The 26865-nt window shown below is 55.3% G+C and carries 17 protein-coding genes; 6 read left to right on the forward strand and 11 right to left on the reverse strand.

Annotated elements, in window-relative coordinates:
• Positions 1–167: 167 nt before the first annotated feature.
• From lnt to FYZ48_RS19540, 3 genes are all read right to left on the reverse strand, one after another.
• Positions 168–2057 carry an apolipoprotein N-acyltransferase gene (gene lnt / locus FYZ48_RS19530; protein WP_149343451.1) on the reverse strand — a complete coding sequence of 630 codons (1890 nt, stop codon included), beginning with the start codon at positions 2055–2057 and terminating at the stop codon, positions 168–170.
• A gap of 225 nt (positions 2058–2282) precedes the next feature.
• Positions 2283–3497, reverse strand: a complete 1215-nt coding sequence (locus tag FYZ48_RS19535) for a molybdopterin molybdotransferase MoeA (protein WP_149343453.1) — start codon at positions 3495–3497, stop codon at positions 2283–2285.
• Positions 3498–3519: 22 nt separating this feature from the next.
• On the reverse strand, positions 3520–4125 hold the full coding sequence (locus FYZ48_RS19540) for an anthranilate synthase component II (RefSeq protein WP_145045597.1): 606 nt from the start codon (positions 4123–4125) through the stop codon (positions 3520–3522).
• 363 nt (positions 4126–4488) lie between these two features.
• Here FYZ48_RS19540 and FYZ48_RS19545 point away from each other — a divergent pair, with 363 nt between their 5' ends.
• The 5 genes from FYZ48_RS19545 to FYZ48_RS19565 all read left to right on the forward strand — a co-directional run bounded on the left by FYZ48_RS19545 (position 4489) and on the right by FYZ48_RS19565 (position 12504).
• A complete protein-coding gene (locus tag FYZ48_RS19545) occupies positions 4489–6405 on the forward strand; it encodes a polysaccharide biosynthesis protein (protein WP_149343456.1) in 1917 nt (638 codons plus the stop codon).
• 142 nt (positions 6406–6547) lie between these two features.
• Positions 6548–7537 carry a sugar ABC transporter substrate-binding protein gene (locus FYZ48_RS19550; protein ID WP_149343458.1) on the forward strand — a complete coding sequence of 330 codons (990 nt, stop codon included), beginning with the start codon at positions 6548–6550 and terminating at the stop codon, positions 7535–7537.
• 3 nt (positions 7538–7540) lie between these two features.
• Positions 7541–9046 carry a sugar ABC transporter ATP-binding protein gene (locus FYZ48_RS19555; protein ID WP_149343460.1) on the forward strand — a complete coding sequence of 502 codons (1506 nt, stop codon included), beginning with the start codon at positions 7541–7543 and terminating at the stop codon, positions 9044–9046.
• Entirely contained in the window at positions 9043–9993 is a 951-nt protein-coding gene (locus FYZ48_RS19560) for an ABC transporter permease (protein WP_242022717.1), read from the forward strand. The genes FYZ48_RS19555 and FYZ48_RS19560 overlap by 4 nt, the downstream gene beginning before the upstream one ends.
• Positions 9994–10164: 171 nt before the next feature.
• A complete protein-coding gene (locus FYZ48_RS19565) occupies positions 10165–12504 on the forward strand; it encodes an efflux RND transporter permease subunit (protein WP_149343462.1) in 2340 nt (779 codons plus the stop codon).
• A 16-nt stretch (positions 12505–12520) separates the two neighbouring features.
• Here FYZ48_RS19565 and FYZ48_RS19570 read toward each other — a convergent pair whose 3' ends face one another.
• The 8 genes from FYZ48_RS19570 to FYZ48_RS19605 form a co-directional block, all read right to left on the reverse strand.
• Positions 12521–14473: a preprotein translocase subunit SecA gene (locus tag FYZ48_RS19570; protein WP_149343465.1), complete on the reverse strand. Its 1953-nt coding sequence runs from the start codon at positions 14471–14473 to the stop codon at positions 12521–12523.
• A gap of 343 nt (positions 14474–14816) precedes the next feature.
• Positions 14817–15764, reverse strand: a complete 948-nt coding sequence (locus FYZ48_RS19575) for a DNA-methyltransferase (protein WP_149343467.1) — start codon at positions 15762–15764, stop codon at positions 14817–14819.
• A gap of 31 nt (positions 15765–15795) precedes the next feature.
• A complete protein-coding gene (locus FYZ48_RS19580; protein ID WP_149343469.1) occupies positions 15796–16434 on the reverse strand; it encodes a thioredoxin family protein in 639 nt (212 codons plus the stop codon).
• A 45-nt stretch (positions 16435–16479) separates the two neighbouring features.
• The gene (locus FYZ48_RS19585; protein WP_149343471.1) at positions 16480–17550 is read right to left on the reverse strand and encodes an Ldh family oxidoreductase; all 1071 of its coding nucleotides are present in this window, start codon (positions 17548–17550) and stop codon (positions 16480–16482) included.
• A gap of 185 nt (positions 17551–17735) precedes the next feature.
• Positions 17736–19058: a PQQ-binding-like beta-propeller repeat protein gene (locus FYZ48_RS19590; RefSeq protein WP_149343473.1), complete on the reverse strand. Its 1323-nt coding sequence runs from the start codon at positions 19056–19058 to the stop codon at positions 17736–17738.
• Positions 19059–19087: 29 nt separating this feature from the next.
• The gene (gene pyk / locus FYZ48_RS19595; RefSeq protein ID WP_242022718.1) at positions 19088–20554 is read right to left on the reverse strand and encodes a pyruvate kinase; all 1467 of its coding nucleotides are present in this window, start codon (positions 20552–20554) and stop codon (positions 19088–19090) included.
• Between the two features lie 70 nt (positions 20555–20624).
• Positions 20625–23150 carry a DUF255 domain-containing protein gene (locus FYZ48_RS19600; RefSeq protein ID WP_187782117.1) on the reverse strand — a complete coding sequence of 842 codons (2526 nt, stop codon included), beginning with the start codon at positions 23148–23150 and terminating at the stop codon, positions 20625–20627.
• A gap of 290 nt (positions 23151–23440) precedes the next feature.
• A complete protein-coding gene (locus FYZ48_RS19605; RefSeq protein WP_145045612.1) occupies positions 23441–24394 on the reverse strand; it encodes an AAA family ATPase in 954 nt (317 codons plus the stop codon).
• 325 nt (positions 24395–24719) lie between these two features.
• On the opposite strand from FYZ48_RS19605, the gene FYZ48_RS19610 reads away from it, so the two are divergent.
• On the forward strand, positions 24720–26828 hold the full coding sequence (locus FYZ48_RS19610) for an alpha/beta hydrolase family protein (protein WP_149343477.1): 2109 nt from the start codon (positions 24720–24722) through the stop codon (positions 26826–26828).
• Positions 26829–26865 lie beyond the last annotated feature (37 nt).

Genomic DNA, 26865 nt, shown 5'->3' on the forward strand with positions numbered 1-26865 from the left:
ACGATTTTCACCTTGTTTTTTCGAAAAACCGACAAAAACAAAGGGACGCGCGCAGTTCCACCACCTGGAAGTGAGGCGTTTCGGCCACCCGCTACCGGAATCGTTATGATTGGCCCCTCCAGCGGTCAACGGACGCTCAGACAGGCCAGGCGTCAGACGCAACTGCTTCAGGCAGCAGCAGTTTTCTGCTTTCGCAGCAAGAGCCCCATAAAGAAGACAAACAGGGCACTAAAGCAGCAGAAGCCCGCAAACCAGTCGCCGTATTTCGTATACAGGCTGGTCCGGTTATCCAGGGGAACCGTATCGATGACAACCGCATTCATCGATTTGTTCCACCGCCCGGTCTTCGGATTCACAAACGATTTCCGACCCTGATTATCACCATCAATGAAGACATCGGGCTCAACAATCATGCCGTCACCATCGATGACAGCCGAGATCCCTGTATTCACGGCACGCACCATCGGTGTCCGGTTCTCCACACAGCGGAACGAAGCGGTAATCAGGTGCTGATCCAGCTCGCTGGAGCCATGGAACCAGCCGTCATTGGTCAGGTTGACCAGGCAGTCGATCGGGGCCGAGGGTGACTCTGCCGTCGCTGACTGATTCATGACCGAGCGAACCAGCTGGGGAACGGTATCTTCAAAACAGATCACCGGAGCGAAGTTCCAGTCCTGGTATTCAAAGTTTGCCGCGTGCTTCCCAGGTTGAATCCCGAAGGAAGCCCCATAGGGAGTGAAGACCTGCAGGAAGGGCAGGGTGTCGCGTAAGGGGAGATACTCGCCGAACGGGACCCGGTGAATTTTGTCGTAGCGGGAGGTAATCCCGACATCCGGCCGCACAAAGACAGCGGAGTTAAACTGCTCCACGCGTTTGTCTCCGGCGGAGACCGTATCGAGTCCAATGACCAGAGCGGCGTTTGCTTCCTGGCTCATATTCGTCAGTGTTTTGTGAACCGAAGGTTCGTTCCATTTCTTCAGCGGGATTTCCGGTGCGATCGCCTGCAGTTGCTCGTTGGTTTTGCCGTTGCGATCTACCAGCGGCCAGCGGAACATTGTCTCCGGCCAGACTACCAGATCGGGCTGATGCCGCACTGCGGCGCCCATCAACACCAGATGTTTCAGGTAGATTGACCGCCACTGATTCTGATCGTGTTTGACTGATGTCGGGAAATTACCCTGAATCAGCGCAATGCGGGGACCATCTTTAAACTCAGCCTGCCCGCGACGCACATAGCCATAGCCCAGTACCGACAGAAACAGGGCCAGACAGACCGCGGTCTGAATCAGTTGCTTGCGACCAATCTGATCCAGGCTCTGTTCTTCCGGTGTCAGATTGGTCGGAAAGAGTTGTAGCCGCTTCATCAGTGACATCGGCAGCAGATCGGTAAAACAGGCAGCCAGCATCACCACAACAAAGCTGACGCCATAGGCTCCCGTAATATCACTGATCTGAATCAGCTCGGTCCACCGGTATTGCGTGTGACCAATGTAATACCAGGAGAACCCGGTCAACAGGTAAGCCCGCATGTATTCCAGACCCACCCACATCACGGGTGCGGCCAGTGGCAACGGAATACGGAACCGATGCACGGAAATGCGGCTCAGAAAGACGAAGGTCGGAAAATATAAAGCGAAGTAACACGCGAGTGCGATCCAGGCGATATACATACTGGGATCACCGAGTCGCATCCACTGCAGCGTGGGAACCGTAAACAGCAGGCCGCCGCAGAGGGTGGCGGTATACATCAATCTGGTTGCGCGGGGAATGCGAACCAGCAACAGCAGCGGAATCAGGCAGACCCAGCCCAGCGGTCCGAAGTCAACGGGAGTGAAGCTGGCCCACATCAGTACCGCCGTCAATCCCGACAACGTCCAGGCTCCCCAGGTGGGAGCAGGCGAAGTCCGCGCGGTATTGATGATCCGCTGAATATCCTGCCCCAGGGCATGATCGGGGGTGGATTCAGGTTGGGACGATTGAGCATCAGACACGGACTGTGGTTCCATTTCGGGAAGATCAGAGGGATTTGGTTCGGTAGAGATTGTGGTCGAGGTCATGAGTTCCATCCTTGGTTTTCGATCTCGCAGAGAAACGCTGACTGAGCGATTTCCTGAACGTGAAACATCCTGTCCCACGGAAACCGGTCATTCTTCTTACGTCGCTTCAACGCTTCTCAATGGGGCCAATCCAGTCAGCGGTCCCCATTTTTATGTCTGATTCTGGTGTTTTTTACTGAAATCAGGCATTCAGGAGTAGATCAATCAGGGGAGAAACTCACTCTACTACCATAAAAATGTGTCAATTAAGAACCCGCTCTGATACAGCTGATTGCCCGTAGAGAACTGCGCCACCGCATTCGCGGCTACTGTCGCATGCAAATCTGCAGAACCCATTGATTTCAGAGGAGTTACGGACGCCTCTCCCTCTGACCACTCGACGCGAGCGGGTTGATAAGTGGGGCGATCCCCTCGCGACTGAAAGTCCGCCGTCAGTCGTGCTCTCAATGTCCGGGGCATCGGATGGGGATCTCCGAGGAACTGTCGCAACGCGGAGCGCACAAACAGTTCGAAGCAGACCATACTACTCACCGGGTTCCCAGGCAGACCGAAAATGTAGCAGGGCGAACCAGTCTCACGCTCCAGAATCCCAAACCAGAGCGGCTTGCCCGGCTTCAGATTCACCTTGTGAAATACCTGTTTCACGCCGGCTGCTTCCAACTCCGAGGGGACCAGGTCCAGTTCCCCGGCAGAGACACCGCCGGAGAGCAACAGGAAGTCACTCTTGAGACCTTCCCGGATTTTCTCGCGTAAATGGGTTCGTTCGTCGCGGGCGATTCCCAGTGGCACCGGTTGGGCATCGGCCTGCAGGATCTGGGAATGCAGCATGACTTCATTCGAATTACGAATCTGTCCCGCCTGGGGACGCTCTTCCGGGGGCACCAGTTCATCGCCGGTCGCCAGAATCGCCACGGAGGGCCGCATTCGGACTGGAATCTGGGGACTGCCGGTCTCCGCCAGCGCGCCGATCTCCTGGGCGCGAAGATACGCACCCGCTTTGACCACGGTCGCCCCTTCTTCCAGCACCGAAGCCCGGTAAAGCATATTCTTACCCGGTTCGACGGGCGTTGTTTTTATCCGCACCGTCCGCTCGGATTCGTTGATCTCACAATGCTCGATCTGAATCACAGCGTCCGCACCTTCCGGCAGTGGAGCGCCGGTCATGATCTGTGACGTCTGTCCCGCCTCCAGGGACTGACTGGGCACCGAACCGGCGTAGATGACTTCCTGAATCTGCAGAGTCCCGGTTCCGTCAGGCACGTCGCAACTGCGAACGGCAAAGCCATCCATCAGTGCCTTATCGAACGGGGGAATATTGACATCACTGACGGCATCTTCCGCCAGCACACCATGCGTGGCTTCAAACAATGAGCAACGTTGGGGAGTCGTGGGGCGGACTGTTTTGAGAATCTGATCGAATGCTTCCTGGACAGACAGCATTAGGAATGCCTCCCTCTCTGGTTCAAGCGCTGGTGAGTTCTTCCGCGGGCAACTGCAGGAAATTTTTCAGCAGGGTGATTCCTTCGTGCGTCAGAAAACTTTCCGGATGGAACTGCACGCCATGGACCGCAAATTTCCGATGCCGGAGCCCCATGACCTCTTTCGGCTGTCCCTCTTCTTCGACCCAGGCACAAACTTCCAGATCTTCAGGGCAGGTTTCCTCGGGGACAATCAGGCTGTGATAGCGAGTTGCCTGAAACGGGGAAGGCAGGTTCTGAAACACGCCTTTGCCGTCATGATAGACCTCAGAGACTTTGCCGTGCATCAGGCGCTGAGCACGAACCACTTTCGCACCAAAGACTTCTGCGATGCACTGATGTCCCAGGCAGACCCCCAGGATCGGAACTTTCCCCGCGAAATGTGCGATGATCTCTTTCGAAAGACCTGCTTCACCCGGAGTACAGGGACCGGGAGAGATGATGATTTTCTCGGGGGCTAACCGCTCGATCTCCTCAATCGAAGTCTGATCGTTCCGGGCCACTTCAATCTGAAGGGTCGGATCAATTTCCCCAAACCGTTGAACAAGGTTATAGGTAAAGGAATCATAGTTATCGAGAACGAAAATCACGTGTCACCCTGCAGCAGATCAAATTAAGTAATGTGTATTGGGAATAACAAATCATAGACAACAGACGGCGGAAAAGCGACTGGCCCGGAGGATTTCCTGTTCTTCACGAACGATCCCGAGCCGCCGATTCCGACTGACCGTCACACGTACAGCCATCGGCAAATCAACCAGCGGCGTCTGTCCTCTCTAACTGATAAGACAACGTATTAACTGGTTTGTTCTTAAGAATATTGGTGTTGACCAGAAATGGCAATAATTGTTATGAATCCCTGCCTTTCCGGAAGGATTCGGATCACAAATGCTTAAATGTACACATTTCGCTCGCATCAAACCGGCGGAAACCTGTAAAAACAGGGGTTAAGGTTGGACTCCAGGCCGATATCAAACTGGTTGAAACGCTTCACCATCTCACGGCGGCAGCTGTTCTGGATGGTTGTCTTTCTACCTATATTCTGCGCGATCTACTATCTGGCGTTCTGGCTGCGCTATGAAGGCTCTCTCAACGTCGATGGCGTACTGGGAGAAAACGGCTTTCGCATGTTTCGCGCAACAGTCCTCTGGGCCGTTGGTCTGAAAACGCTCACCTTCTGGGGGAGCGGCGTCTATAAAATCCGCAGTCGCTACATCACCACCCGCGACGTGGTTAACCTGGCCAAAGCCGTCACGATCAGCTCAATCGGGCTGGCACTGGTCGATTACCTCTTCTTTCCCAAGGTCATGCTGCCCCGTTCCGTCTTCCTGATTGACTGGGGCTCCACGATCCTGGTGGTCTGTGGAATCTGTGCCGGAATTCGCATGATTCGCGACAGTGGCCGCAAGTTTCGCCAGCAGGGGAATTGCAAACCTACATTCATTATCGGTGCCAATGAAGCCGGCGCGGCTCTCCTGCGGATGATCGAACGCGATAAAAATTCCTGCCTGCGAGTCGTCGGTTTCCTGGACGACTATTCCAGTCGGATCGGTACCCGCATCAACGGGGTCCCGGTGCTCGGTTCGCTCGCCCAGATGTGCGTCCTCGCAGAAGACTACGGCGTTTCGGAAGTCCTGCTACCGGCCGATGAGATTCCGGGCAAGACGGTCCGCCAGTTAATGGAAGCCGGCAACTCGGCCGACATTTCGGTTCAGGTCCTTCCCAGTTATCAGCAGTTGCTCTCGGGTAAAGTGGAGATGAAACCACGGCCCGTCTGTATTGAAGATCTGCTGGGACGTGAGCCCGTACAGCTCGATATGCAGAACATTCGCGACTGGATGGATGACCGCGTGCTCATGGTCACCGGCAGTGCCGGCAGCATCGGTTCGGAAATCTGTCGTCAGCTCCTGCAGTTCTCTCCCCGACGACTGATCCTGGTCGACCGGTCTGAGAACAGCCAGTTCTACCTCGAACGGGAACTGATCAAACTGGGATACGCGGGACGCTTCGACGTCGTGATCGCCGACATCAACGATTCCAAACGCATTCGCGCCGTCATGCGGGAATACCAGCCCGACATTCTGTTCCACGCCGCTGCCTACAAACACGTCCCCCTGATGGAGGGCAACCCGGGCGAAGCGGTCAAGAACATCGCGCTGGCTACCAAACACCTCGCCGACCTGGCAGAAGAATTCAACGTCGGCTCATTCGTGATGATCTCCTCGGACAAAGCCGTCAACCCGACCAACGTCATGGGCGCCAACAAGCGGATTGCCGAGTTGTACGTGCAGTCTCTCGCCGCTCGTTCCCGCTGTCACTTTGTGACGGTTCGCTTCGGCAACGTTCTGGGTTCCGCCGGTAGTGTGGTGCCGATCTTCACACAGCAGATCCAGAACGGCGGCCCGGTCACGGTTACCGACGAACGGATGCAGCGTTACTTCATGACGATTCCCGAAGCCTCACAGCTGGTGATTCAGGCTGGTGCGATGGGGCGGGGCGGGGAAATTTTCGTGCTCGACATGGGCGAACCCGTGCGGATCGTTGATCTCGCAACCGACCTGGTTCAACTCTCCGGCCTCAAGGTGGGTGAAGATATCGAAATCCAGTTCACCGGTCTGCGGCCCGGCGAGAAGCTCTATGAAGAACTGCACGTTGACGGCGAAAAACATCTGCCAACCCGGCATCCCAAAATCATGGTCGCCGAGAAGGTCTCGGTCAGCGAACAGTTCATCCATGACTCCTTCGCGCGACTGGAAGCGATCACCGAACAACCTTCTCCGGTGATCCTCGCAGAAATTCAGCGGATCCTTCCCGAATTTCAGTCCAGCATTTCTCAACCTGCAGAGACACCTCTCCGCCGCGCTGCTTAAAGTGTGACTGCGATCTGTTACAGCGACCAGCCGCCGATTCCCTGCAGTACCTTTTCATCCCTGCCTGAATCTGTTACTTAATAGTAATACAGAGAGTCGTTTTATGGGCCCGTTTCTTACACCATGAAAACGCAGGTAGATTATGAACAAGGCGCTACGGTTTCTGATCTCGTCTTCACTGTTACTGCTCTTCGTGCCACTTCTCGGCGGCTGTAATGACAGCTCCGCTCCCGGGACTGGTTCCGACCCCGCGCAGGCAGAGGGCAACACTGCCCCTCCGGGTCGACTGTTTGGTGCTTCCTTTCAGACATTGAACAATCCCTTCTTCGTCGATCTGGGCAATGGACTGCAGAAAGAACTCGCCGCGCACGGCGATGAACTGATCATCCTCGACGCACAGTTCAATTCACTGAAACAGAAAAACGATCTCTCGGATCTGATTCTCAAAGACGTCGCTGGCATCTTTGTCAATCCGGTCAACTGGGAAGGCCTCAAAGGGTCTCTACTGGAAGCGCAGCGTAAAAATGTACCGATCATCATCGTCGATGCTCCTGTCAAGGAATCGGATGAAGAACTGATTGTCTGCACCGTCGCTTCCGATAATGTCCGCGCGGGACAACTCGCTGCCGAGGCCCTGGCCAAAGTGAATCCCAAAGCGAAACTGGTCGTACTGCACCTCTCAGTCAATAAAGCCTGCATCGACCGGGTCGCCGGATTTAAAGAGACGCTGCAGAATTATCCCGAGATGGAAATCCTCGACGTCCAGGAAGCCAAAGGAACGACCGAAGGAGCCCGTCCCGTGATGCGTGACCTCATCGGCCGCTATCCCGATCTGAACGCAGTCTTCGCCATCAACGACCCCAATGCCCTGGGTGTGATATCGGCTCTCGACTCGGCCAACAAACTGGACGACGTGACCATCGTCACCGTCGATGGTTCGCAGGCGGGGATCAAAGCGATCCAGGCCGGAAAGCTGCATTCGACTTCGGCTCAGTTCCCCAAAGAGATCGGCAAGATCGCAGCGGAGAAAATGCTCGCCCATCTGAATGGGGAGCCGGTTGAAAAAGACGTGAAAGTGCGCGTCGAACTGATCACAGCCGAGAATGCGGAGCAGCATCTGGAGGCAGACTGACAGATGCCTGCCACCTTAACGCCACTGCTTCGCCTGGAAGGCATCACCAAACGATTCGGGAACGTCACCGCCCTGGATCAGGTCAACCTGGAGATTCAGGCGGGCGAAATCCATACGCTCCTGGGAGAGAATGGCGCCGGTAAAAGCACGCTGATCAAAATTCTGGGAGGCATCCACCAACCCGATGCAGGCACACTCTGGTCGGAAGACGAACCGATTACTTTACCCAACGTCTCTGCCGCCGATCGTTATCAGATTCGACTGATTCACCAGGAACTCTCGCTCGCCCCCAATCTCACCGTGGCGGAAAACATCTTTCTCGGACGCGAACCCAGCGCCCTGGGCTGGCTGCGAAAACGGGAAATGAACCGCCAGGCACAAGCATTGATTCAGCAGCTCGGACTCACCGAACTCCGCGACGTCACTGCAACCGTCTTGACTCTCAGCACGGCGCACCAGCAACTGGTCGAGATCGCGCGGGCACTGTCGCAGGAAGCACGCGTACTGGTACTCGACGAACCGACGTCGTCCCTCTCTGAACTGGAAGTGGAAGCGCTGTTCCAGACACTCCGTCGCCTGCGCGAACAGGGGGTCGGCATCGTCTATATTTCACATCGCATGGAAGAGATCATGCGACTTTCTGATCGTATCACCGTCCTGCGTGATGGGAAGACGGTCGGCACCGCTCCCGCCAGTGAGGTCAATCCCCAGACGCTGATCCGCTGGATGGTCGGTCGAGATATCAAGGATCATTTTCCGCGGCCCCCTCATCGTCCCGGCGCGGTCGCATTGCGCGTGAGTGATTTGAGTAACACGAATGTGAAAGACGTTTCATTTGAAGTCCGTTACGGCGAAGTTCTGGGGCTGGCGGGACTGGTGGGAGCCGGACGCACTGAACTCGCCCGAGCCCTGTTCGGCATCGACCGGATCGACAAGGGCACGATTCAGATCGACGGAAAGCCGGTCCGGATCCACAGTCCCCGCGATGCTCTCAGACAGGGACTGGTGCTGGTCCCCGAAGACCGCAAACAGCAGGGATTGATCGTCGAGCAGAGCGTGGCTTTCAATATCACGCTCCCCTGGCTGAAAGAATGGATTCGCGGCTGCGCCTTTCATTACAAGACGCGCGACAAAATAGTCGAACGGACCGTTTCGCGGTTTGGAGTCAAACTCTCCGATGCCGAACAACCGGTCCGGGATCTTTCGGGAGGCAATCAGCAGAAAGTACTCGTGGGTCGCTGGATGGAACATCCGCCGAAAATTCTGATTCTCGACGAACCAACGCGCGGCATCGATGTTGGCGCGCGGGAAGACCTGTATCGAATTATCGGAGAGTTGGTCAGCCAGGGAATGGCATTGATCCTGATCTCTTCGGACCTGGATGAAGTCATGAACATCTCACACCAGATCGGCACCTTCCGCGCAGGCCGCCTCACGGGCGTCTCACCGGCAGAGTCGGTCACCGCGGAAGAAGTGATGCATCAATTAACAGGAGGTAGCAGCGCGTGAAAGTCGTGAAACAAATGGTTCCCCTGCTGGCAGCCATCATTATCCTCCTGCTGCTGTTCCGCATCTGGGTTCCCAGCTTCCTGACGCCGGAAAACATGTTGAACCTGACGCAACAGATATCCGTCAACACGATCCTCGCTCTGGGAATGACGCTGGTCATTCTGGTCGGCGGCATCGATCTGTCAGTCGGCGCAATGGTAGCGCTCGTCGGTACGACCACGGTCTACTGTCTCACCGCACTCTCGGGCGACACTCAAGATCCGTTCATGTTACTGACAGCCATCCTCGCGGGACTGGGGGTCGCGTCTCTGTTTGGAATCTTTCACGGGATCGCGGCTGCGAAAACCGCCATGCCTCCATTTATCATCACACTGGCCTCCATGCTCATTGCCCGTGGATGTGCGCTGCGATTCAACAGTGGATTACCAATGCCCATCAAAGACGAACAGACCTGGTTCCTCGCGATTGGCAACGGGCGACTGTTCGATGTCGTGCCGTACCCCGTGGTGATCATGCTCTCGCTGTTTTTATTGATGGCCCTGCTGCTGCACCGAACCCGATTCGGCCAGCATGTCTACGCGCTGGGCGGAAATCGCGAAGCGGCCCTCTACACAGGAATACCAATTGTACGGGTAGAAATCACTGTGTATTTACTCTGTTCCCTGATGGCGGGAGTCGCGGGCATGATTCATACTTCACAACTTTATTCGGCGGAACCCGGTTCAGGGGAAATGTTTGAGTTAACTGCAATTGCCGCAGTTGTGGTCGGAGGCACAAGTTTTACTGGCGGACGGGGTACCATGTTTGGTACAATGCTGGGGGCTGTTATTATCGGGATACTCGATAAAGGCCTGAATCAGGCAGGAGTCCATTACTCTCTGCAGTACATCGTGAAGGGCGCAGTGATATTGGTTGCCGTCTACCTTGATGTGAGACGAAACCGATAATCAGACAGCACTGTGTCGATTGCAACGATTACGCAAGAGAATGAGCCTGCAAAAAGTTTGTCATTTTTCTGACGGACACGAAGTCGTGAGCTAGACTTCCTGTGTACGTATGGGCTGTTTATGTCCACGTGCCGGTTGATCTTGTTAAGCCCCTCGTAAAGAGACCGACTCATGACTTCTGAAAAACCTCGCTATATCCGTCGTTATATCATCACCGTCATTGTCCTGGTTCTGGCTGCGCCCTTTCTGATTTATGGTGCGCATCAGAGCGTCGAAAGCATGTGTATCGCCCCTGAAAAGTGGGCGCCGCCTTACATGCAGTCACGCCAGAACTATGACCGGTTCATGAAAGACTTCGAAAGCAACGATCTGATTCTGATCAGCTGGCCCGGCTGTACCGTCGATGATCCCCGTCTGACCGAATTCGAAAAGCGAATCGAAGGCCCCGGCAAGACCGACTTCGGTGAAACCCACGAGGAGATCTTCGCTCGAATTGTCACCGGTGCGGGAACCGTCGACTCATTAACGGCTCCCCCGCTCAAGTTGCCCCGCGATGAAGCACTGGAGCGACTGCAGGGGGTTCTGGTCGGTAAAAACCTGAAAGACAGTTGTGCGGTGATTATTCTCACCTACCGCGGCAACGAATTACGAACACAAGCCATCGATCATGTATTGAAAGTCGCGCAAGATGTCTGCGGACTGCCGCGCGAAGAATTTTATCTCACCGGTCCTCCTGTCGACGGCGTCGCCATCGACCGCGCCAGTATTCACAGTGTGAATGTCTTCGGCGCATTGTCCGCCATCCTCGCGACCCTGTTGTGCTGGTTCTGTATCCGTTCCTGGATGCTCACCGGAACCATCCTGCTGGCAGGTCTGTTCGGTCAGGGGCTGGTCCTCTCCATGGTCTACTACTCGGGCGCATCACTGGATGCCGTCCTGATTGTGACACCTTCACTGGTATTTGTCCTCACAATTTCCGCCGGCGTGCACCTGGTCAACTATTACTACGACGAACTCTGTACGACACAGGCGAAAACGAAAACAGAAGCAGAAGAAGCCGTCCGACGCAGTTTTGCACAAGGCTGGTTGCCCTGTCTGCTGGCTGCGATCACTACTGCCATCGGCCTGGGTTCTTTAATGGTCAGTCAGATCTCACCTATCGCCCTGTTTGGTCTGATCGCCTCCATCGGCCTGTTGGTCACACTGGGGGTATTGTTACTGATTCTCCCCGGAGCCATGCAGCTCTGGCCACCACAGCGGATTCTGAAAGCCAACGCGGCGGAACAGCCTGCTCATATGCCACGGACGTTAACCCGTCTGTCCCGCTTCCTGAGCGGTTTCACTCACTGGTTGCAGCGGTATTCGCTGCCTGTCTTCCTGACATCCGTGATGCTGATGGCCGTCTCCGCATATGGTCTGGTCTATACCCGTTCTTCCGTCGATATTCCGTCCCTGTTCCCACCCGGCAGCCAGGTTCTGAAAGATTATCGCTTCAATGAAGATCGCATGGGACCGCTGATTCCCGTTGAAGTCGTCATTCAGTTTGATAAAGACTGCAAGAAGACCTTCCTGCAGCGTCTGCGAATTATTGATGACATTGAGAAGACGATTAAAAACATCGACGGTTATACCGGCACCATGTCGGCAGCGACCTTCGGACCCAATCCGGTCGAACATAACGGTTTTGAATCGATTTTCCGCAAGGTCGTCACCAATAAGAAACTCAAAGAAAACCGTGAAGCCATTCTGGAATCCGTCTACCTCTCGGATGTGGATGGTGAAGAATCATGGCGGATCAGTGCCCGCGTACCTGCTCTCGCGCAGGTCGATTACGGGGCCGCACTCAATAAACTGAAATCCACGCTCCAGCCGGAACTGGAAAAATATCGCGAGCAGGACGTGCACCTCACCGCGTACTACACGGGGATCATGCCACTGATTCATACCGTTCAGCAGCTGATTATGCAGGACCTGACCTGGAGCTTCATGACCGCCTTCGGTCTGGTCGCGCTGGTGATCGTCATCGTCCAGAGAAACCTGTGGACGGGTCTGCTCAGCATGTTGCCGAACGTTTTCCCCATCGTGGTAGTCTTCGGTATCATGGGCTGGATGGATATTCCGCTCGACATCGGTTCGATCATGACCGCCAGTGTCGCACTGGGGATCGCCATCGACGACACGCTGCACTTCCTCTCCTGGTTCCGCCGGGAGAAACAGCTGGATCGCAGCTGTGAAGAAGCGGTCCACGCTGCCTTGAAACACTGTGGACGAGCCATGATTCATACCACCATGATCTGTGGTCTGGGTCTGCTGGTCTTCGGCTTCAGCAGCTTCATTCCAACGCAACGCTTCGCCTGGATGATGCTGACTCTACTGACTACAGCGTTGATCGGCGACCTGTTATTCCTGCCGGCCATGCTCATGCAGCCCTTTGCCCGACATCTGCAGTTTACAAAAGCAGGACTGCCTGAGACGATTGGACTTACTCACTCCAAGCTCTCTACAGAATAAGCTCAGCTGACACGGGTCAGTGTGCGTTCAAGTTCGCATGCTGACCCATCTGCTGCAGCATCTGACGTCGTGCACTGATCCGGTTCACCAGTTCAACGCGCTGTCGCTCGTGGCGTTTCTCAACCCGCTGTTGTGCCTGATAGAAAAAACGGACTGCCGACTGCAGATTCCGTCCGGAACGCTGATAGTCGGCCCGCAGGGCTGCTGCCTGCTCGGCTCCCAGTCCGCTGGTCAGGATCTCATCTTCGAGTGAAAGGAAGACCCGTGCACTGCCCGGATCGCCCTGACGTGCGGCACGACCGGTCAACTGGCGATCGATGCGCGATGATTCGTGCAGCTCCGCACAGATCACATGCAGCCCCCCCTGTGCAACGACATCGTCGCTGAGCAGAATATCGGTTCCCCGGCCCGCCATATTCGTAGCAACCGTAATCTTACCCGACTGTCCTGCCCGTTCGATGATGCTCGCTTCGTTCTCATGATTTAATGCATGCAGAACTTCATGCTCCAGACCGGCTGCTTCCAGTCGCTCGGAGAGCTGTTTTGAAAGATTAACTGACCGCGTACCAATCAACACCGGTCGCCCCTGTGCATGTAGCGCTGCGGTCTCTTCGACAATCGCAGTCCATTTTTCCTCCGCCGTCAGAAAGACTCTCTCCGGGAGTTGTTCGCGGCGGCCGGGGCGATTGGTAGGAATCGTGATTACGGGAGTGCCAAACACTTTCTTGAATTCACTCCGTGCGGAAGCAGCCGTCCCCGTCATGCCTGCCATGCGGGTATAGCGGGCAAACAGCTCCTGGACCGTGGTCTGGGCACCGACTCTGGTGGGTGAGGTAATCTCGACCCCCTCCCTGGCTTCAATCGCCTGGTGAATGCCGTTCTGCCACATCCGACCTTCCGAAATTCGTCCCGTGAATTCATCGACGATTGCGACTTTTCCTTCCCGCACGACATAGTCTCTGCCGTTCTGGAAGTAGCTCTGAACTTTGAGGGCCCGTTCGGATGAAAGATAAGCCGTTCCCGGATCGAGCGAACGGGGAGCTTCCGGCTGGAGCAGCAGTTCTCGTATCACCCGCCGTCCCGCTTCAGTGAGTTCCATACCCTTTTGCGGACCATGGTCGAGATAATGTTCGCTTTCGGCGAGCCGGGCAACCGCCGTTGCACTCCACTGGCAGACCTCCGACAGCGAGGCCTCCAGCGCATCAGCCTGTCCGATGATCAGCGGTGTTCGGGCTTCATCAATCAGGATGCTGTCCGCTTCGTCAATCAGCACCATGTAGGGAGACCGCGGATTGAGCAGCCCCTGATCTTCGCCTGTCTGTTCCTGTCCAAACAATTGCTGACGACGCGGATTCGTGGATGTTTTGAGTTCTGGTGAATTGAGCAGGTCCCGCAGGTAATCAAAGCCGAACTCCCGTGCGGTGCCGTAGGTGATATCGCATTCATAGGCAGCGCGACGTTCGCTCATGGAGGAAGCTGCCGTGACCGTTCCGACGGTCATCCCCAGCGAATGATAAACGGGGCTCAGCCAGCGGGCATCGCGTTCAGCCAGATAGTCGTTCGCCGTCGCAATGTGCATTCCCAGTTCGGGCAGGGCGTTCAGACAGAGCGTCAACGCCGCAGTCAGCGTCTTGCCCTCACCGGTCTGCATTTCTGCAATCGCGCCTTCGTGCATGGCAATCGCGCCGAGGTACTGCACCGGGTAGGGAGTCATCCCCAGGTGCCGCTGCATCTGTTCGCTGATAATCGCAAACGCTTCCGGCAGCAGGTCCGTTAGTGACTCACCACTCTGTACACGATAACGCAGTGAGTTCCACTCGTCGAACAGTTCCGTTTCGGAACGGTTCGCGTATTCAGCCTGGAGCGACTGAATCTGTTCCACCAGGGCCCACCAGCGCGCGGGTACTTCGGTCCCCCCGCTGGGGAGCATGCCGCGAAACCGATCTGTGAGTGAGCTGATGATATTCACCACGTTGAATCCCGAATCCCTGTCCAGAGTAATAAACGATGGAACCGCTACATTCTAACCGACCAGCAGGGCCGATTCGATCCTTTTTACCGGCCTCGACTCTTCGTACGAGTAAGCTAGGCCGATTGTTGACTTTGGGCAACGTTTCCCGGAAACGTCTGTCGCTTTCAATCAACATCACAGGCCTCAAATGCCTGTTTTCAGCCGATTTAGGACGCGAAGAATAAGAAACGCGAATCGCATGCCAGCGGCGGGCAGGGGGGAGCGGAAAAGCAACACGGCTCAAACGCGGGTCCGCAGTGCGCGCAGGGGGAGCCGAAAGGGATCAATCAGAGTGCATCGCTTAGAGCAGTTTTTTCTGACGGGGACTGGATTTGCCCTTCGCCTTGCTCCGCGGAGCAGGGGCGTCGGTCTCGCGCTCTGCGAGCCGTTTACCATTCTTCGTGGAAGGCGCACTGGTCAACGGATTCTCCTGACCATCCAGGGGCTGACCGACTTCGATGTCCGACAGTCGCTGCTGTGCGCGGGCACCGTATTCCGCAGAGAGTTCAAAGCCGAGATACTGGCGATTCAGTTTTTTAGCAACCGCCAGTGTGGTACCGCTCCCCGTAAAGGGATCGAGGACGACCTCTTCCGGATTAGAACAGGCCCGGATAATTCGTCCCAGCAACTGCTCGGGCATCTGGCACCCGTGCCAGCCCTGGCGTTCTTTAAACGTACCGTTGATGCGGGGGAAGTACCATGTATCTTCATCCGCCTGAAAGCTCTCGGGAATGTCCTGGGGACGCAGGATCCAGGTATCGTCGGGGAGGCGTCCTTTGGGGTTCGCGCGTTTGTCGCCGTAGACCAGCTGTCGGGCAGAAGGAACGCGAATTGCCGGATCGTCGGCATTGAACGTGAACTGTTTCGGATCTTTGACCATATGAAACAGGTGTGCGTGCGAGCGGCTAAACTTGTTCTTGCAGTTCACGCCGAAGGTGTAATACCAGATGACCCAGCTGCGACAGGTTAGCCCCAGCGTCCGCTGCATCATGACTTTCAACTCTGCCGCATATTCATCGCCGATGGCCAGCCAGAAGGTTCCATCCGGTTTAAGCAGCCGTACCACTTCCTTGAGCCAGTTCTCACACCAGTCGAGATACTGATCGCTCTCCAGGCGATCATCGTACTCATCGTATTCATAACCGATATTGAACGGCGGATCGGCAAAGGCCAGGTCAACGCATGCGTCGGGCAGTGCCTGCATCCCGGCGATGCAATCCTGAATCTGTATCTGATTGAAACTGGTCATAAGCGTGGCTGTGTCGGCTGCGGGAAGAGTATTATTTATTTCTGCGAATGCGTTTATAGCGCACATTACAGCCGATGGCAATCGTTTCGGTCGTTTCGGGCTGCTTTCCCTGCAAAGCCGCCTCGATTGCCTGTTGAACATAATTCTGTTTGACCTTGCTGGCGTCGGTCGAATCATCCATGGCGCCCATGTAGACGACCTTGCGGTCTTTGTTGAGTACAAAAAACTCCGGGGTACGCGTAGCGCCGAAAGCCTGGCCGATCTGCTGTGACTTGTCGAACAGGTAAGGGAACACGAAGCCCTGCTTCTGAGCCCGTTCTTTCATCTTCTCCGGGCTGTCAGCGGGAATCAGATTGACGTTCACGGCGATGACTCCTACCCTGGAATCTTTCCCCTGATATTTCTCTGCCAGCTGATTGAGACGCGTTTCATAATCGACGGCGTAAGGGCAGCTGTTACAGGTAAACGCGACGACGAGCACATCCTTATCTTTGAAGGAATCGCTGGCATACGATTTCCCATCGGTCGCCGGGAGCTTCTCCCAGGTCGGTGCCTGATCGCCTACATCCAGAACCGGGTTATACTTCCCCGCCTGAACGGGTACCGTCAGGCAGACCAGGCTGCAGACAGCCAGAGCGAGCAGTGTTCTGATTCGATATGAAGTCGGCATGATAATCAGACCTTCTTTTTAAACTGATGATTCGAGACAGCGCGTTTACCAGGGAACGTCATACTTGACGCGCTGGGCGAGTTCTTTTAACTGCTCCGCATGATCTTTGTGAACCGAAATCCCTTCCTGCAGTGCGCGTTGTGTCTGTTCCCATTCAAGTTCACCCGGCAGACGCACCGGATCCTCTGCCCGTACGGGCGACAGTTGATGCAGGGCCTCTGTTGCAGACGCCAGCTCGGCGTGGAAGCGATCTTCTTCCACGAACTGTTTCAGATCGATCACATAGAAGAAATGTTCGGAACCCTCAATCTCCGGTGCTTTGGTCTTGTTGATCGGCATTTTGCCTCCTGTCAGCGCGCCGGTCAGAATGGAACTGATCAAAGCCAGTCCGTAACCGCGGGGCCCCGAGGCGGGAAGCAGTGTTTTCACAGCGGCAGCGTCAGTGGTTTCATTCCCTTCACTGTCCAGACCGTAACCAGCGGGGACGGGTAAACCATACATGGCCTGCGTTTCCAGTTTACCCCAGGAGGTCTTGGCACACGCCATATCCAGAACAAAGGGAGCGCCTTGCGGATTGGGAACACCCCAGGCGATTGCATTATTGGCTGTGCCTGCCTGCGTACTTCCATGAGCGGCGACAGTCGCCCGGCCCGTGTTCGTCGTGCAGTACGCAATCATGCCGGCCTTCACCGCCATCATCACATAAACGGCGGCGGCTCCGAAGTGGTGACTGTTATAGACCGTCACGGTTCCCGTGCCGACTTCGCCTGCCTTTTTAATCGCCAGTTCCATGGCGCGAGTCGCAGCGACGTGTCCCATCGCTTTGCTGCCATCCATCACGGCAATCGCGGGGGTCTCTTTGACGGTCAGGATCTGTGCACGGGGATCGATGTCGCCCATGTCCATCGCGTCCAGGTATCGTTCTGCAGTACGGCTCCCATGCGAGTGAATGCCCCGCAGGTCCGCTTCGATCAGACGGTCGGCGGCAATCTCCGCTTCCACCTGAAACATGCCCATCCGCACAAACAGCTTGACCAGTAATTCCTTAAGCGGTTCCAGCGGAAGCAGAACTTCCTGGGATCGATCCTGAGCCGGGGCAAAATGATCCGAAGGCATAATTGTGACTCTCAATTCGGGGCGTGGGTTAGCCACATCTGATTACTGTTCCGAGCAGTCATCAGATGAAACATCTACCAGATTAACGCCAAACCGGGCCGGTTACGACTCTCTCAGGGCTTCCCGCGAAAATCTTTTCCCGATTCTAACTGATTCAGCAAGTCATTCAGCCTGAACAGCTTAACCTAATTCCCTGCCGACGGAGCCGAAAGATCGACGCGGATAATTTCCTTATCATTCCGGGCAAACACACTTTTCAGTGCGAAAGCCGGGTGCGACCAGATTGTCATCCGTCGCTGGACGCGACGGGTCGGTTCAATCAGCTTCGCCCGGCTCAACTCTTCGTAACCTTTCGGCGACAGATTTGCGATGATCAGATCACCCTGTTCGTTGTGCAGAAAATAACGGTCTTCGTGCGGAATGATGAAGGCATTCCACCAGCGGCCCTTACCGGTCGCAGCTAATGTTTCCCATAATCGCTGGCCGTTGCTCGCATCCAGACCGCGGAGCTCTCCGTAGCTGCCTACGCCGTAAATGTTCTTCCCGTCGAAGACCGGCGTCATCATGATCGGATGCAGACCGTCGGTGTTGATCTCACTGTCACTCTTCCCGGCCCAGACGATTTTCGCTGAGCTGCCATCGTCGGAGACTTCAATCATCCGCGGCCCGTTATAAAAGCTGGCAACGAACAACCGGTTCCCCACTTTGCGGGGTGTCGCGATCGTCAGTCCGTACTTCACACCGTAGGGAACCTGCCAGATCACCTTGCCGGTTTCCGGCTCGAGGGCTGAGACCGCCGTCGGATGCCAGACAATCAATTCCCGCTTTCCTCCGAATTCAAAGATGACCGGCGGTGCATAACCGACGGCCGGATCATTGAGCGAACGCCAGAGTTCTTTGCCTGTCTTTTTATCGAAGCTGACCACCAGTGCATTCTGCTGACCACCCACCAGCGTAATCAGCTGATCGCCGTCCACCAGGGGAGAGGCAACCATGCCCCAGTTGGGAAGCTTCGTCCCGTAGTCTTCGACGAAGTTTTTGCTCCAGAGCACTTTCCCCGTCTGCGCATCAAAGCAGAAGAAGTGCCCCTGGGCACCCAGGGTATAAACGCGACCGTCATTGATGACGGGAGTGGAACGGGGACCGGCGGGATAGCTGACGGTATATTCGGCCGGGTATTCGTAGCCCCAGATCAGTTTCCCCGTCACTGCATCCAGGCAGAGCACGCGTTCGAAGCCGACCCGTTGTTTATAAATGCGATCGGTCACGAAGACACACCAGCGGGAATCGACTTCCGCGACCGCGGGCCCGGAGTAACCTTCGCCGATGGGAGTCGACCAGACCCGGGGCAGCAGGCCTTTGGTTGGCAGTTTTTTGACAATGCCTTTTTCGCGCCAGACCAGGTCGTGCTGCGGTCCTCCCCATTGAGGCCAGTCGTCACTGAAACCGGTTTGAGGCAGCAGGATCGTCCAGAGTAACATCAGCGCGAGCGACAGTTTCGGATACATCAGAGCCTCACAGGTTTCGGGGTTCAGCGTTATTTCACTTCGTGAACCAGCAGCATGTCATGCCCCAGCGAACTCCAGTCGGTGCCGGAGATCAGGACGATCTGACTGCCTGATGACAGAAAGCCATGCTTCTTTCCATAGTTCACGATGTACTTCAGAATTTTCTGAGGAGACTTGTCGACCACGTCGGTCAGGAGTGAAGTGACTCCCCAGTAGAGTGTCATCCGGCGGGCCGTAGCCGGGCGATCGGTGAGCGCCACAGTAGGCACCGTCCGCCGCTGTTTGGAGAGAGCCATCGCGGTTTTGCCTTCGTGAGTACAGGTTACCATCAGGTCTGCGTCCAGCTTCTCCGCCGTCATCCCGGCTCCGAGGGTAACCGCTTCGGTCACTTCGCGGGCATACAGACGACGGTTACTGGTGGTCTCTTCCGAATGCAGATTCGATGAGAGAATCCGCGCTGCTTCGCGGACAATGCGGCTCATCATTTCGACGGCTGCCAGCGGACTGACGCCGACCGCGGTCTCACCGGACAGCATGACCGCGTCGCTGCCGTCCAGTACTGCATTCGCGACATCGCTGGCCTCGGCGCGGGTCGGAAATGTGTTGAACTGCATGCTGTCCAGCATCTGCGTCGCGGTGATTACCGGGACACGATACTGGTTGCAGAGATGGATGATCCGCTTCTGAATGATGGGCACCCGTTCGATGTCGACTTCGACGCCGAGATCACCGCGGGCCACCATAACTGCATCGGTCAGTTTGAGAATCTGTTCGATATCGCTGACTGCTTCGATCTTTTCAATCTTGGCGACTACGTGCGGCGGCTCGATCGGATTCAGTTTTTCGATCTCGTCGTAGAGCTGTTTGATGTCATCCGCGGAACGCACGAAGCTGAGCCCGATATAATCGAGTCCATGCTGCACGGCCCAGGCGAGGTCTTCCAGATCTTTCTCCGTGAGACAGGGAGTGCTGAGCTGGACGCCGGGCAGGTTGACTCCCTGCTTACTGCGAATGACGCCTTCCCGCTCGACTACGCACTCGACGTATTCATTATCTTCCGATTTCTCAGTGACCCGCATGGCGACCATACCGTCTGCCAGTAGTACCGGATCGCCGACCCGCAGATCGCTGATCAGCGACTCGTAGGTGCAGGTCAGTTCCTGGGGATTGTCGGTCTCCATTCCCTGAATGAAACGAAACTGCATGTCCTGCCGACAGGTGATTTCGTCACCGGGTAAGACTCCCAGACGAATTTTGGGGCCGGACAGATCGCCCAGGATTCCGATGGGGCGGGCCATCTCTTCGGACAGTTCGTGGATATTCGTAACGATTTCGGCCAGCCATTCATGCTTGCCGTGCGCGAAGTTCAACCGAAACAGATCCACGCCCGCGATGATCAGCTTCTGCAGCATTTCGCGCGAACAGGAAGCGGGACCAACGGTGGCGATGATCTTGGTTTTTACGAGTGGATGTTCCTGGTATTGGGCCGCGTTCATCATGAACCTTTAGCGTGAATCTATTTTAAGCAAATCATTCGCTGCGCTTTGATTTACTGGAGCAGAAGTTTCAGTTGCCGGATTCGGTTTTAAACCATTTCTGATTTACCTGCCGGACAGCTTCTCCGGAAGCTGCAACCTTGAACTTGCCTTTGAGGCTGACCGTCGTCGGTCGGATACAGGTCTGATCGTTACAGGCCTGGTATTTGATATTCAGTTCAAGTGCTTCCTCTTTCCCGGCAGCAGAGGCAGGAATTTCCAGCGTTCCCCGAATGATGGCCTGCTTTTCGTAGACCAGCAGCGGTTCGTCGAAACCAGCCACTTCGAATTTATGACCAGCCGGATATTTGATGTCGGTCAGTTTGATGTTCTGGGCCGACTTGATGCTGAAGGTCGTTGGTACGAGGAAATCGGGGCTGGATGGATTCTGATTGATGTGCCAGCCATCCTCGATGGTCAGCACAATCGCCACCTTGCACTTCTTACCAGCGGGCAGTTTGTCGACCGAGAGGTAGGCATTGGCTTTCACCAGTTTTTTCTGCTGTCCGGTCTGTCCCAGTCCAGCAGCGGCCAGCAGTTCGAGACCCGGATTGACCGAGACCAGCTGATCCGGTACTTCTACCAGTTCTACGAATTCGCCTGAGGAAAGGGAGACTGCAGACTGCTTCTGATCAGCGGGTGTCTGCAGATATTCTCCTACCGCCTGGACGAGTTGGGCACAGCGATTTGGATAGCGTTTAATCACTCGACCAAACAGCTGCAGTGTCTCATCAGCGTGCTGGCGATAGCGGGCTTCCCCTGTCAACTCGGAAAGCTGAATCAGGTTACGGGCACTGATGCTGTTACCGGATGGGATTGCAGCGTCGTATGCGTTTTTCGTGCGGGCAATCAGTTGCTCATGGTCGTGGGTGGTGAAAAAGAAGCCGTGCTCTTTCTGATCCCAGAAGAGGGTGATCTGCAGATCGGTCAGCTTGCGGGCTTCGTCCAGCCACTGCTGTTTGCCGGTTGCCTGGTGCAATGCCAGCAGTCCCTGTGTGAAAAATGCATAATCATCCAGGTAAGCGTTGAGACGGGCTTCGCCACCACGGTAGCTGCGGTAGAGGTGTCCCTCTTTATCGCGCATCTGATCGAGAATGAACTGTGCTGCTTTTTCTGCAGCGGCGGTGTAATCGGGTCGTTTCAACACACGACCTGCGGTCGCCATACCTTCAATCATCAGACCATTCCAGCTGGTCAGGATTTTATCATCCTTGAGCAGCGGCTTGCGCTGATTACGAACGGCGTGCAGTTTCTGACGCGACGCGGCCAGTTGTGAAGCGAGTTCGTCTGCACCGGTATTGTGTTTTTCGGCGAGCTTCTCCAGTGTGGTGACGCGGTGCAGCACATAGCCATGATCGAAGCGGACGGGCTCATTCAATCCGTAAAATTCGGCGAAGAGCGGGTAGTCTTCTCCCAGAATGGTTTTCAGTTCTTCCTGCGACCAGGCATAGTGTTCGCCTTCGACGCCATCCGTCTCTGCATCCAGAGCGGAATAAAAACCGCCCTGCGGATCAGTCAGCTCACGCAGCACGAAATCGACGATCCCTTCAGAGACCTGTTTGTACTGATCCTTACCCGTCTGTTCGAAAGCGCGGGCATAGAGACCGGCCAGTTGACCGTTATCGTAGAGCATTTTTTCGAAGTGGGGCACGTGCCAGTAGCGATCGGTACTGTAGCGATGAAATCCACCGCCGAGGTGATCGTAAATTCCGCCGTTGGCCATCGCGTCCAGTGTGTGATACAGCACCTTTGCCGATTCCGCTGCCGTCGGGTTCTGTTCGGCTGCCTGAATGTCATACTGCAGCAGAACCAGTTTCGAAGACGTGGGAAACTTGGGAGCGTTGGGAGTCACTTCCGAAAAATCGATCCCACCATATTCGGCATCGTAACTGGCATTGATGGAACGAACGCCCGCGATGACCAGCCGGTTTTCCAGGGGAATGGCTTCCTTAGCGCCTTCTTCCTGCTGCAGGCGGGCGACTTCTTTAGCGATGATTGTCGCGCTCTGCTGGACCTGCTCTTTGTTTTCTCCCCAGAGCTGATGCACCTTCTGCAGCACGCGGGGGAAACTCATCTGGCCTCCCTGATCGGTGGGAGGAAAATAAGTACCGCCGGCAAAAGGTTCACGATCGGGGGTGAGGAACATCGACAGCGGCCAGCCTCCGCCGGAAGGGGCGCCAATGAGGTGAAAATAGACAGAGAGTGATGTCATGTAGATATCATCGATGTCGGGACGTTCTTCACGATCGACCTTGATATTCACAAAGTTCTCGTTCATGTATTTTGCGATTTTGGGATCTTCAAATACGAGCCGCTCCATCACGTGGCACCAGTAACAGCTGCTGTAGCCGACCGAGAGGAAGATCACCTTGTTTTCCTGCTTCGCCTTTTCGAAGGCTTCGGGCCCCCAGGGATACCAGTCCACCGGGTTGTGCTGATGCAGCAACAGATAAGGGCTGGTCTCTTTGGCCAGCCGGTTCGTAAACTGCTTTTCCTGGGGCGCAGACTTCGCTTCCTGTTTCGGTTCCTGCGGGTTCTCTTCGCTGGCAGATAACATGCGAGGGCTCCCGGATGTGCTGATGACAAGCAGACAGAGAATCAGGGCGTACCGCCTCAATGATGTCGGGTTCCAATCCATTTTTATTCCTCCAGGGGCAGGCAGAAGATTCAGTGCCCTGTTGTTATAAGGGGGCTGCAATCGTTTCTTCGAAAGTCGGTTGTTCGGATGGTGGGGTACACGTATCTTATCCAATCCGACGGCAGACGACTATTTAATAATAGCAGAACGCCCAAAAATCGATACGTTCAGGCGGTGCATCAGGATCTCGGGATCACCTATTTTAACTTTTAATTGGGAACCGACACCTTCTGCAGAATCTGACGGATAATTTCCGTGGCGCGTGTCCGCTGACTTTCGCGGACCAGCGAGCGGGTGATCACACGATGCGCTAAAACGGGAACTGCTAACTTCTTAATGTCATCCGGAATGACATAGTCCCGTCCTTCCGTAAAGGCAAGACTCTGGGCCGCCTGAGAAAACGTGATCGCACCGCGGGTACTGACTCCCAGCGTCAGTTCCGGATGATTGCGCGTGACTTCGACAATTTCCAGAATATAGTCAGTCAGTGCATCATCGACGCGGACATTCCGTACGGCTTCCTGCATCTCGCGCAACTGCTTCAGCGAGACAACGGAATCCAGCGTGTTGACCGGTTCGCCGTTCCGGTGCTGGATCAGTACTTCCCGCTCGATGGCACGTTCGGGATAACCAATCTCGATACACATCATGAATCGGTCGAGCTGGTTTTCGGGCAGGGGATAAGTGCCTTCAAATTCGAACGGGTTCTGTGTGGCCAGTACAAAAAACGGGGGATCCAGGGTAATCGTCTGCCCTTCCACACTGACCTGCCCCTCGTTCATCGCTTCGAGCAACGCACTTTGTGTACGGGGAGGCGTGCGGTTGATTTCATCGGCCAGCAGCACATTGGTAAAGATGGGACCTTTGCGAAATTCGAATTCTCCCAGACTGGGGAGGAAGACATTCGAACCCAGAATATCCGAAGGCAACATGTCCGGCGTGAATTGCACGCGTTTGTAGTCGCAGTGGAGACTTTTGGCAATTGCCTTGGCCAGCGAGGTTTTACCCACGCCGGGTGCATCTTCAATTAAAACATGGCCCTCCGCAAGCAGGGTGACGATTGCCAGTTGAACCACTTCTGGTTTTCCAATGAGCACACTGGAGATGTTATCGTGAAGCGTCTTAACCAGACTGGCAGTTTCCTGCTGGGAGCGAACTTCCATTAAAGATCCATTTCTGATAGGCAAAGCTGCGGTAGCAACGGAGAGCACATATGTTTTTATATGTTCAGCTTTACTGAATTCCCGAGCGGTTTTCAACCGATAGTCCAGCCGCTTCCCGCAGGGAGGGGAATTCTAAAAAACCATTAAAAATTTTCTGTACAACTCCCGGAGTCAGATTCATTATAGAGAAGCCGATTGTAAAGAAAAACAAATTTTGTTAACAAACAGCAATGAACGGAGGAGCTGTTCAACTTTGTTCAGCTCGATTGCCAGATTCATCGAATCATCGTATCTGCATTCATTGTTTTAAAGGATTAATAATATTATGCCGGCCTCAAAACCGTCGACGGACGACACGTTCTCTCTCTCACGACGAAATTTTCTGCAAACAGGATGTGTCACAGTCACCGGCTTGAGCCTGCTCGAAAATCTGGTCATCCAGGAACTGGCAGCAGCCCCCACCTCAGCAGATCAGAGCTCCCCGGCCCTGAATCGCTTTCCCCGCATGGTCCAGGAATACTTTGCGGACCGCGTCCGGGAACAGGAAGCCAAAACCATCGCACGGCTGGACGCTTTGAAAACCAAAGCCGACGCGGAAGCCTACGTGGAATCGGTCCAGAAACGGATCCGCGAAGCATTCGGCCCCGAACCAGAGCGGACTCCGCTGAAGGCGAAGGTCACGAAAACCACCGATCGCGATACCTACACAATTGAAAACATTATTTTCGAAAGTCGCCCCGGATTTCTGGTGACGGCGAATCTTTACATCCCCAAGGGGATCACCAAACCGGTGCCCGGCGTCGTCGGCACCTGTGGACACTCCCACAACGGCAAAGCGGAAACCGCCTACCAGTCCTTCTCCCAGGGGCTGGCCCGCAAAGGATATGTCGTTCTGATCTACGATCCCATCGGACAGGGCGAACGTATACAGTACAGCGGCGATGATCTGAAATCCACGATCGGCGTCGGCGTCCGTGAGCATCTGCACGGTGGTAATCAGCAGTTTCTCGTCGGTGAAAATCTCTCGATGTGGCGTGCCTGGGATGGCGTGCGTGCCCTGGATTATCTGCTGACACGTAAAGAAGTCGATCCCAAACAGGTCGGTGTGACCGGAAACTCGGGTGGCGGAACCATGACCACCTGGTTATGTGGTGTAGAACCACGGTGGACGATGGCGGCTCCCAGCTGCTTCGTGACCACTTTCCGCCGCAACATGGAGAATGAACTTCCCGCAGATACCGAACAGTGTCCGCCGAAAGTGCTGGCGCTGGAACTGGATCATGCGGACTTCCTCGCTGCTCAGGCACCTAACCCGGTGCGAATCCTCAGTAAAGAGCGAGACTATTTTGATGTCCGCGGGGCACGCGAAGCCTACCTGCGACTCAAGCGGCTCTACAAACTGCTGGGCCATGAAGACAATGTCTCGCATTTCGTCGGTCCGACTTATCATGGCTACTCGCAGGAAAACCGGGAAGCCATGTATGAATGGTTCAACAAAGCCACCGGCATTTCGGATGAAGACAAAGAACCCAAGCTGACTATCGAAAAAGATGAGACACTCTGGTGCACCCCCAAAGGTTCTGTCGCCGATCTCGGCTCGAAACCCATTCATGAATTCACTGCCGAGCGTTCGCGGGAACTGGCAAAGCAGCGTAAAACCAAATCGGGTGCCGCCCTGCAGTCCGCTGTCGCGGAAACACTCCGGCTGAAGCATGTCGAGGGTACTCCCGATTACCGCATTCTGCGCAATCGCGGCGGTAAAGGTTATCCCGCGAAGTATGCGATCACTTACGCGGTCGAAACGGAACCGGGAATCCAGGCTGTCGTGTATCGGGTCTCCGACGAGCGCCTCTATTCGCGTCCGCCTCAGAATGCCGGTAAAAAAGCGACACTCTACCTCTCGCACGTCTCGGCCGATGCCGAACTCAAGGAAGAACCGCTGCTGAAGACCGCCAGCCAGGATAAAGAGCGCGTGCTCTACACCTGCGATGTGCGGGGAATCGGGGAATCGCTGCCCGATACTACAAACCCGAATTCCTTCTTCACCCCTTACGGTAGCGACTACTTCTACGCGGCTCACTCTGTGATGCTGGACGATCCTTATCTCGGCCAGAAAACGTTTGACGCCCTGCGTGTCCTCGACTGGCTCGCTGCCAACGGGCATACCGACGTACATCTGATTGGTCGGGGCTGGGGCGCTCTGCCGGCGACTTTTGCCGCCCTGTTCTCACCTCACGTCAAGCAGGTCACACTGAAAAATGCCCTGACATCCTTCAGTGATGTCGCCGAAACGGAGCATTATCACTGGCCTTTATCGACGCTGGTGCCGAATGTATTGACGAGCTTCGATCTACCCGAATGCTATGCTGACCTCAAGCGCAGTAAAGGTTTGACGCAGATCGCTCCCTGGGGAGCAAAAGGTGCTGACAGCTGAGAAGACGGCTAAACAGCCTTGCATCTTCACCTGAGTG

This window comes from Gimesia chilikensis (assembly GCF_008329715.1).
Taxonomy (GTDB): Bacteria; Planctomycetota; Planctomycetia; order Planctomycetales; family Planctomycetaceae; genus Gimesia; species Gimesia chilikensis.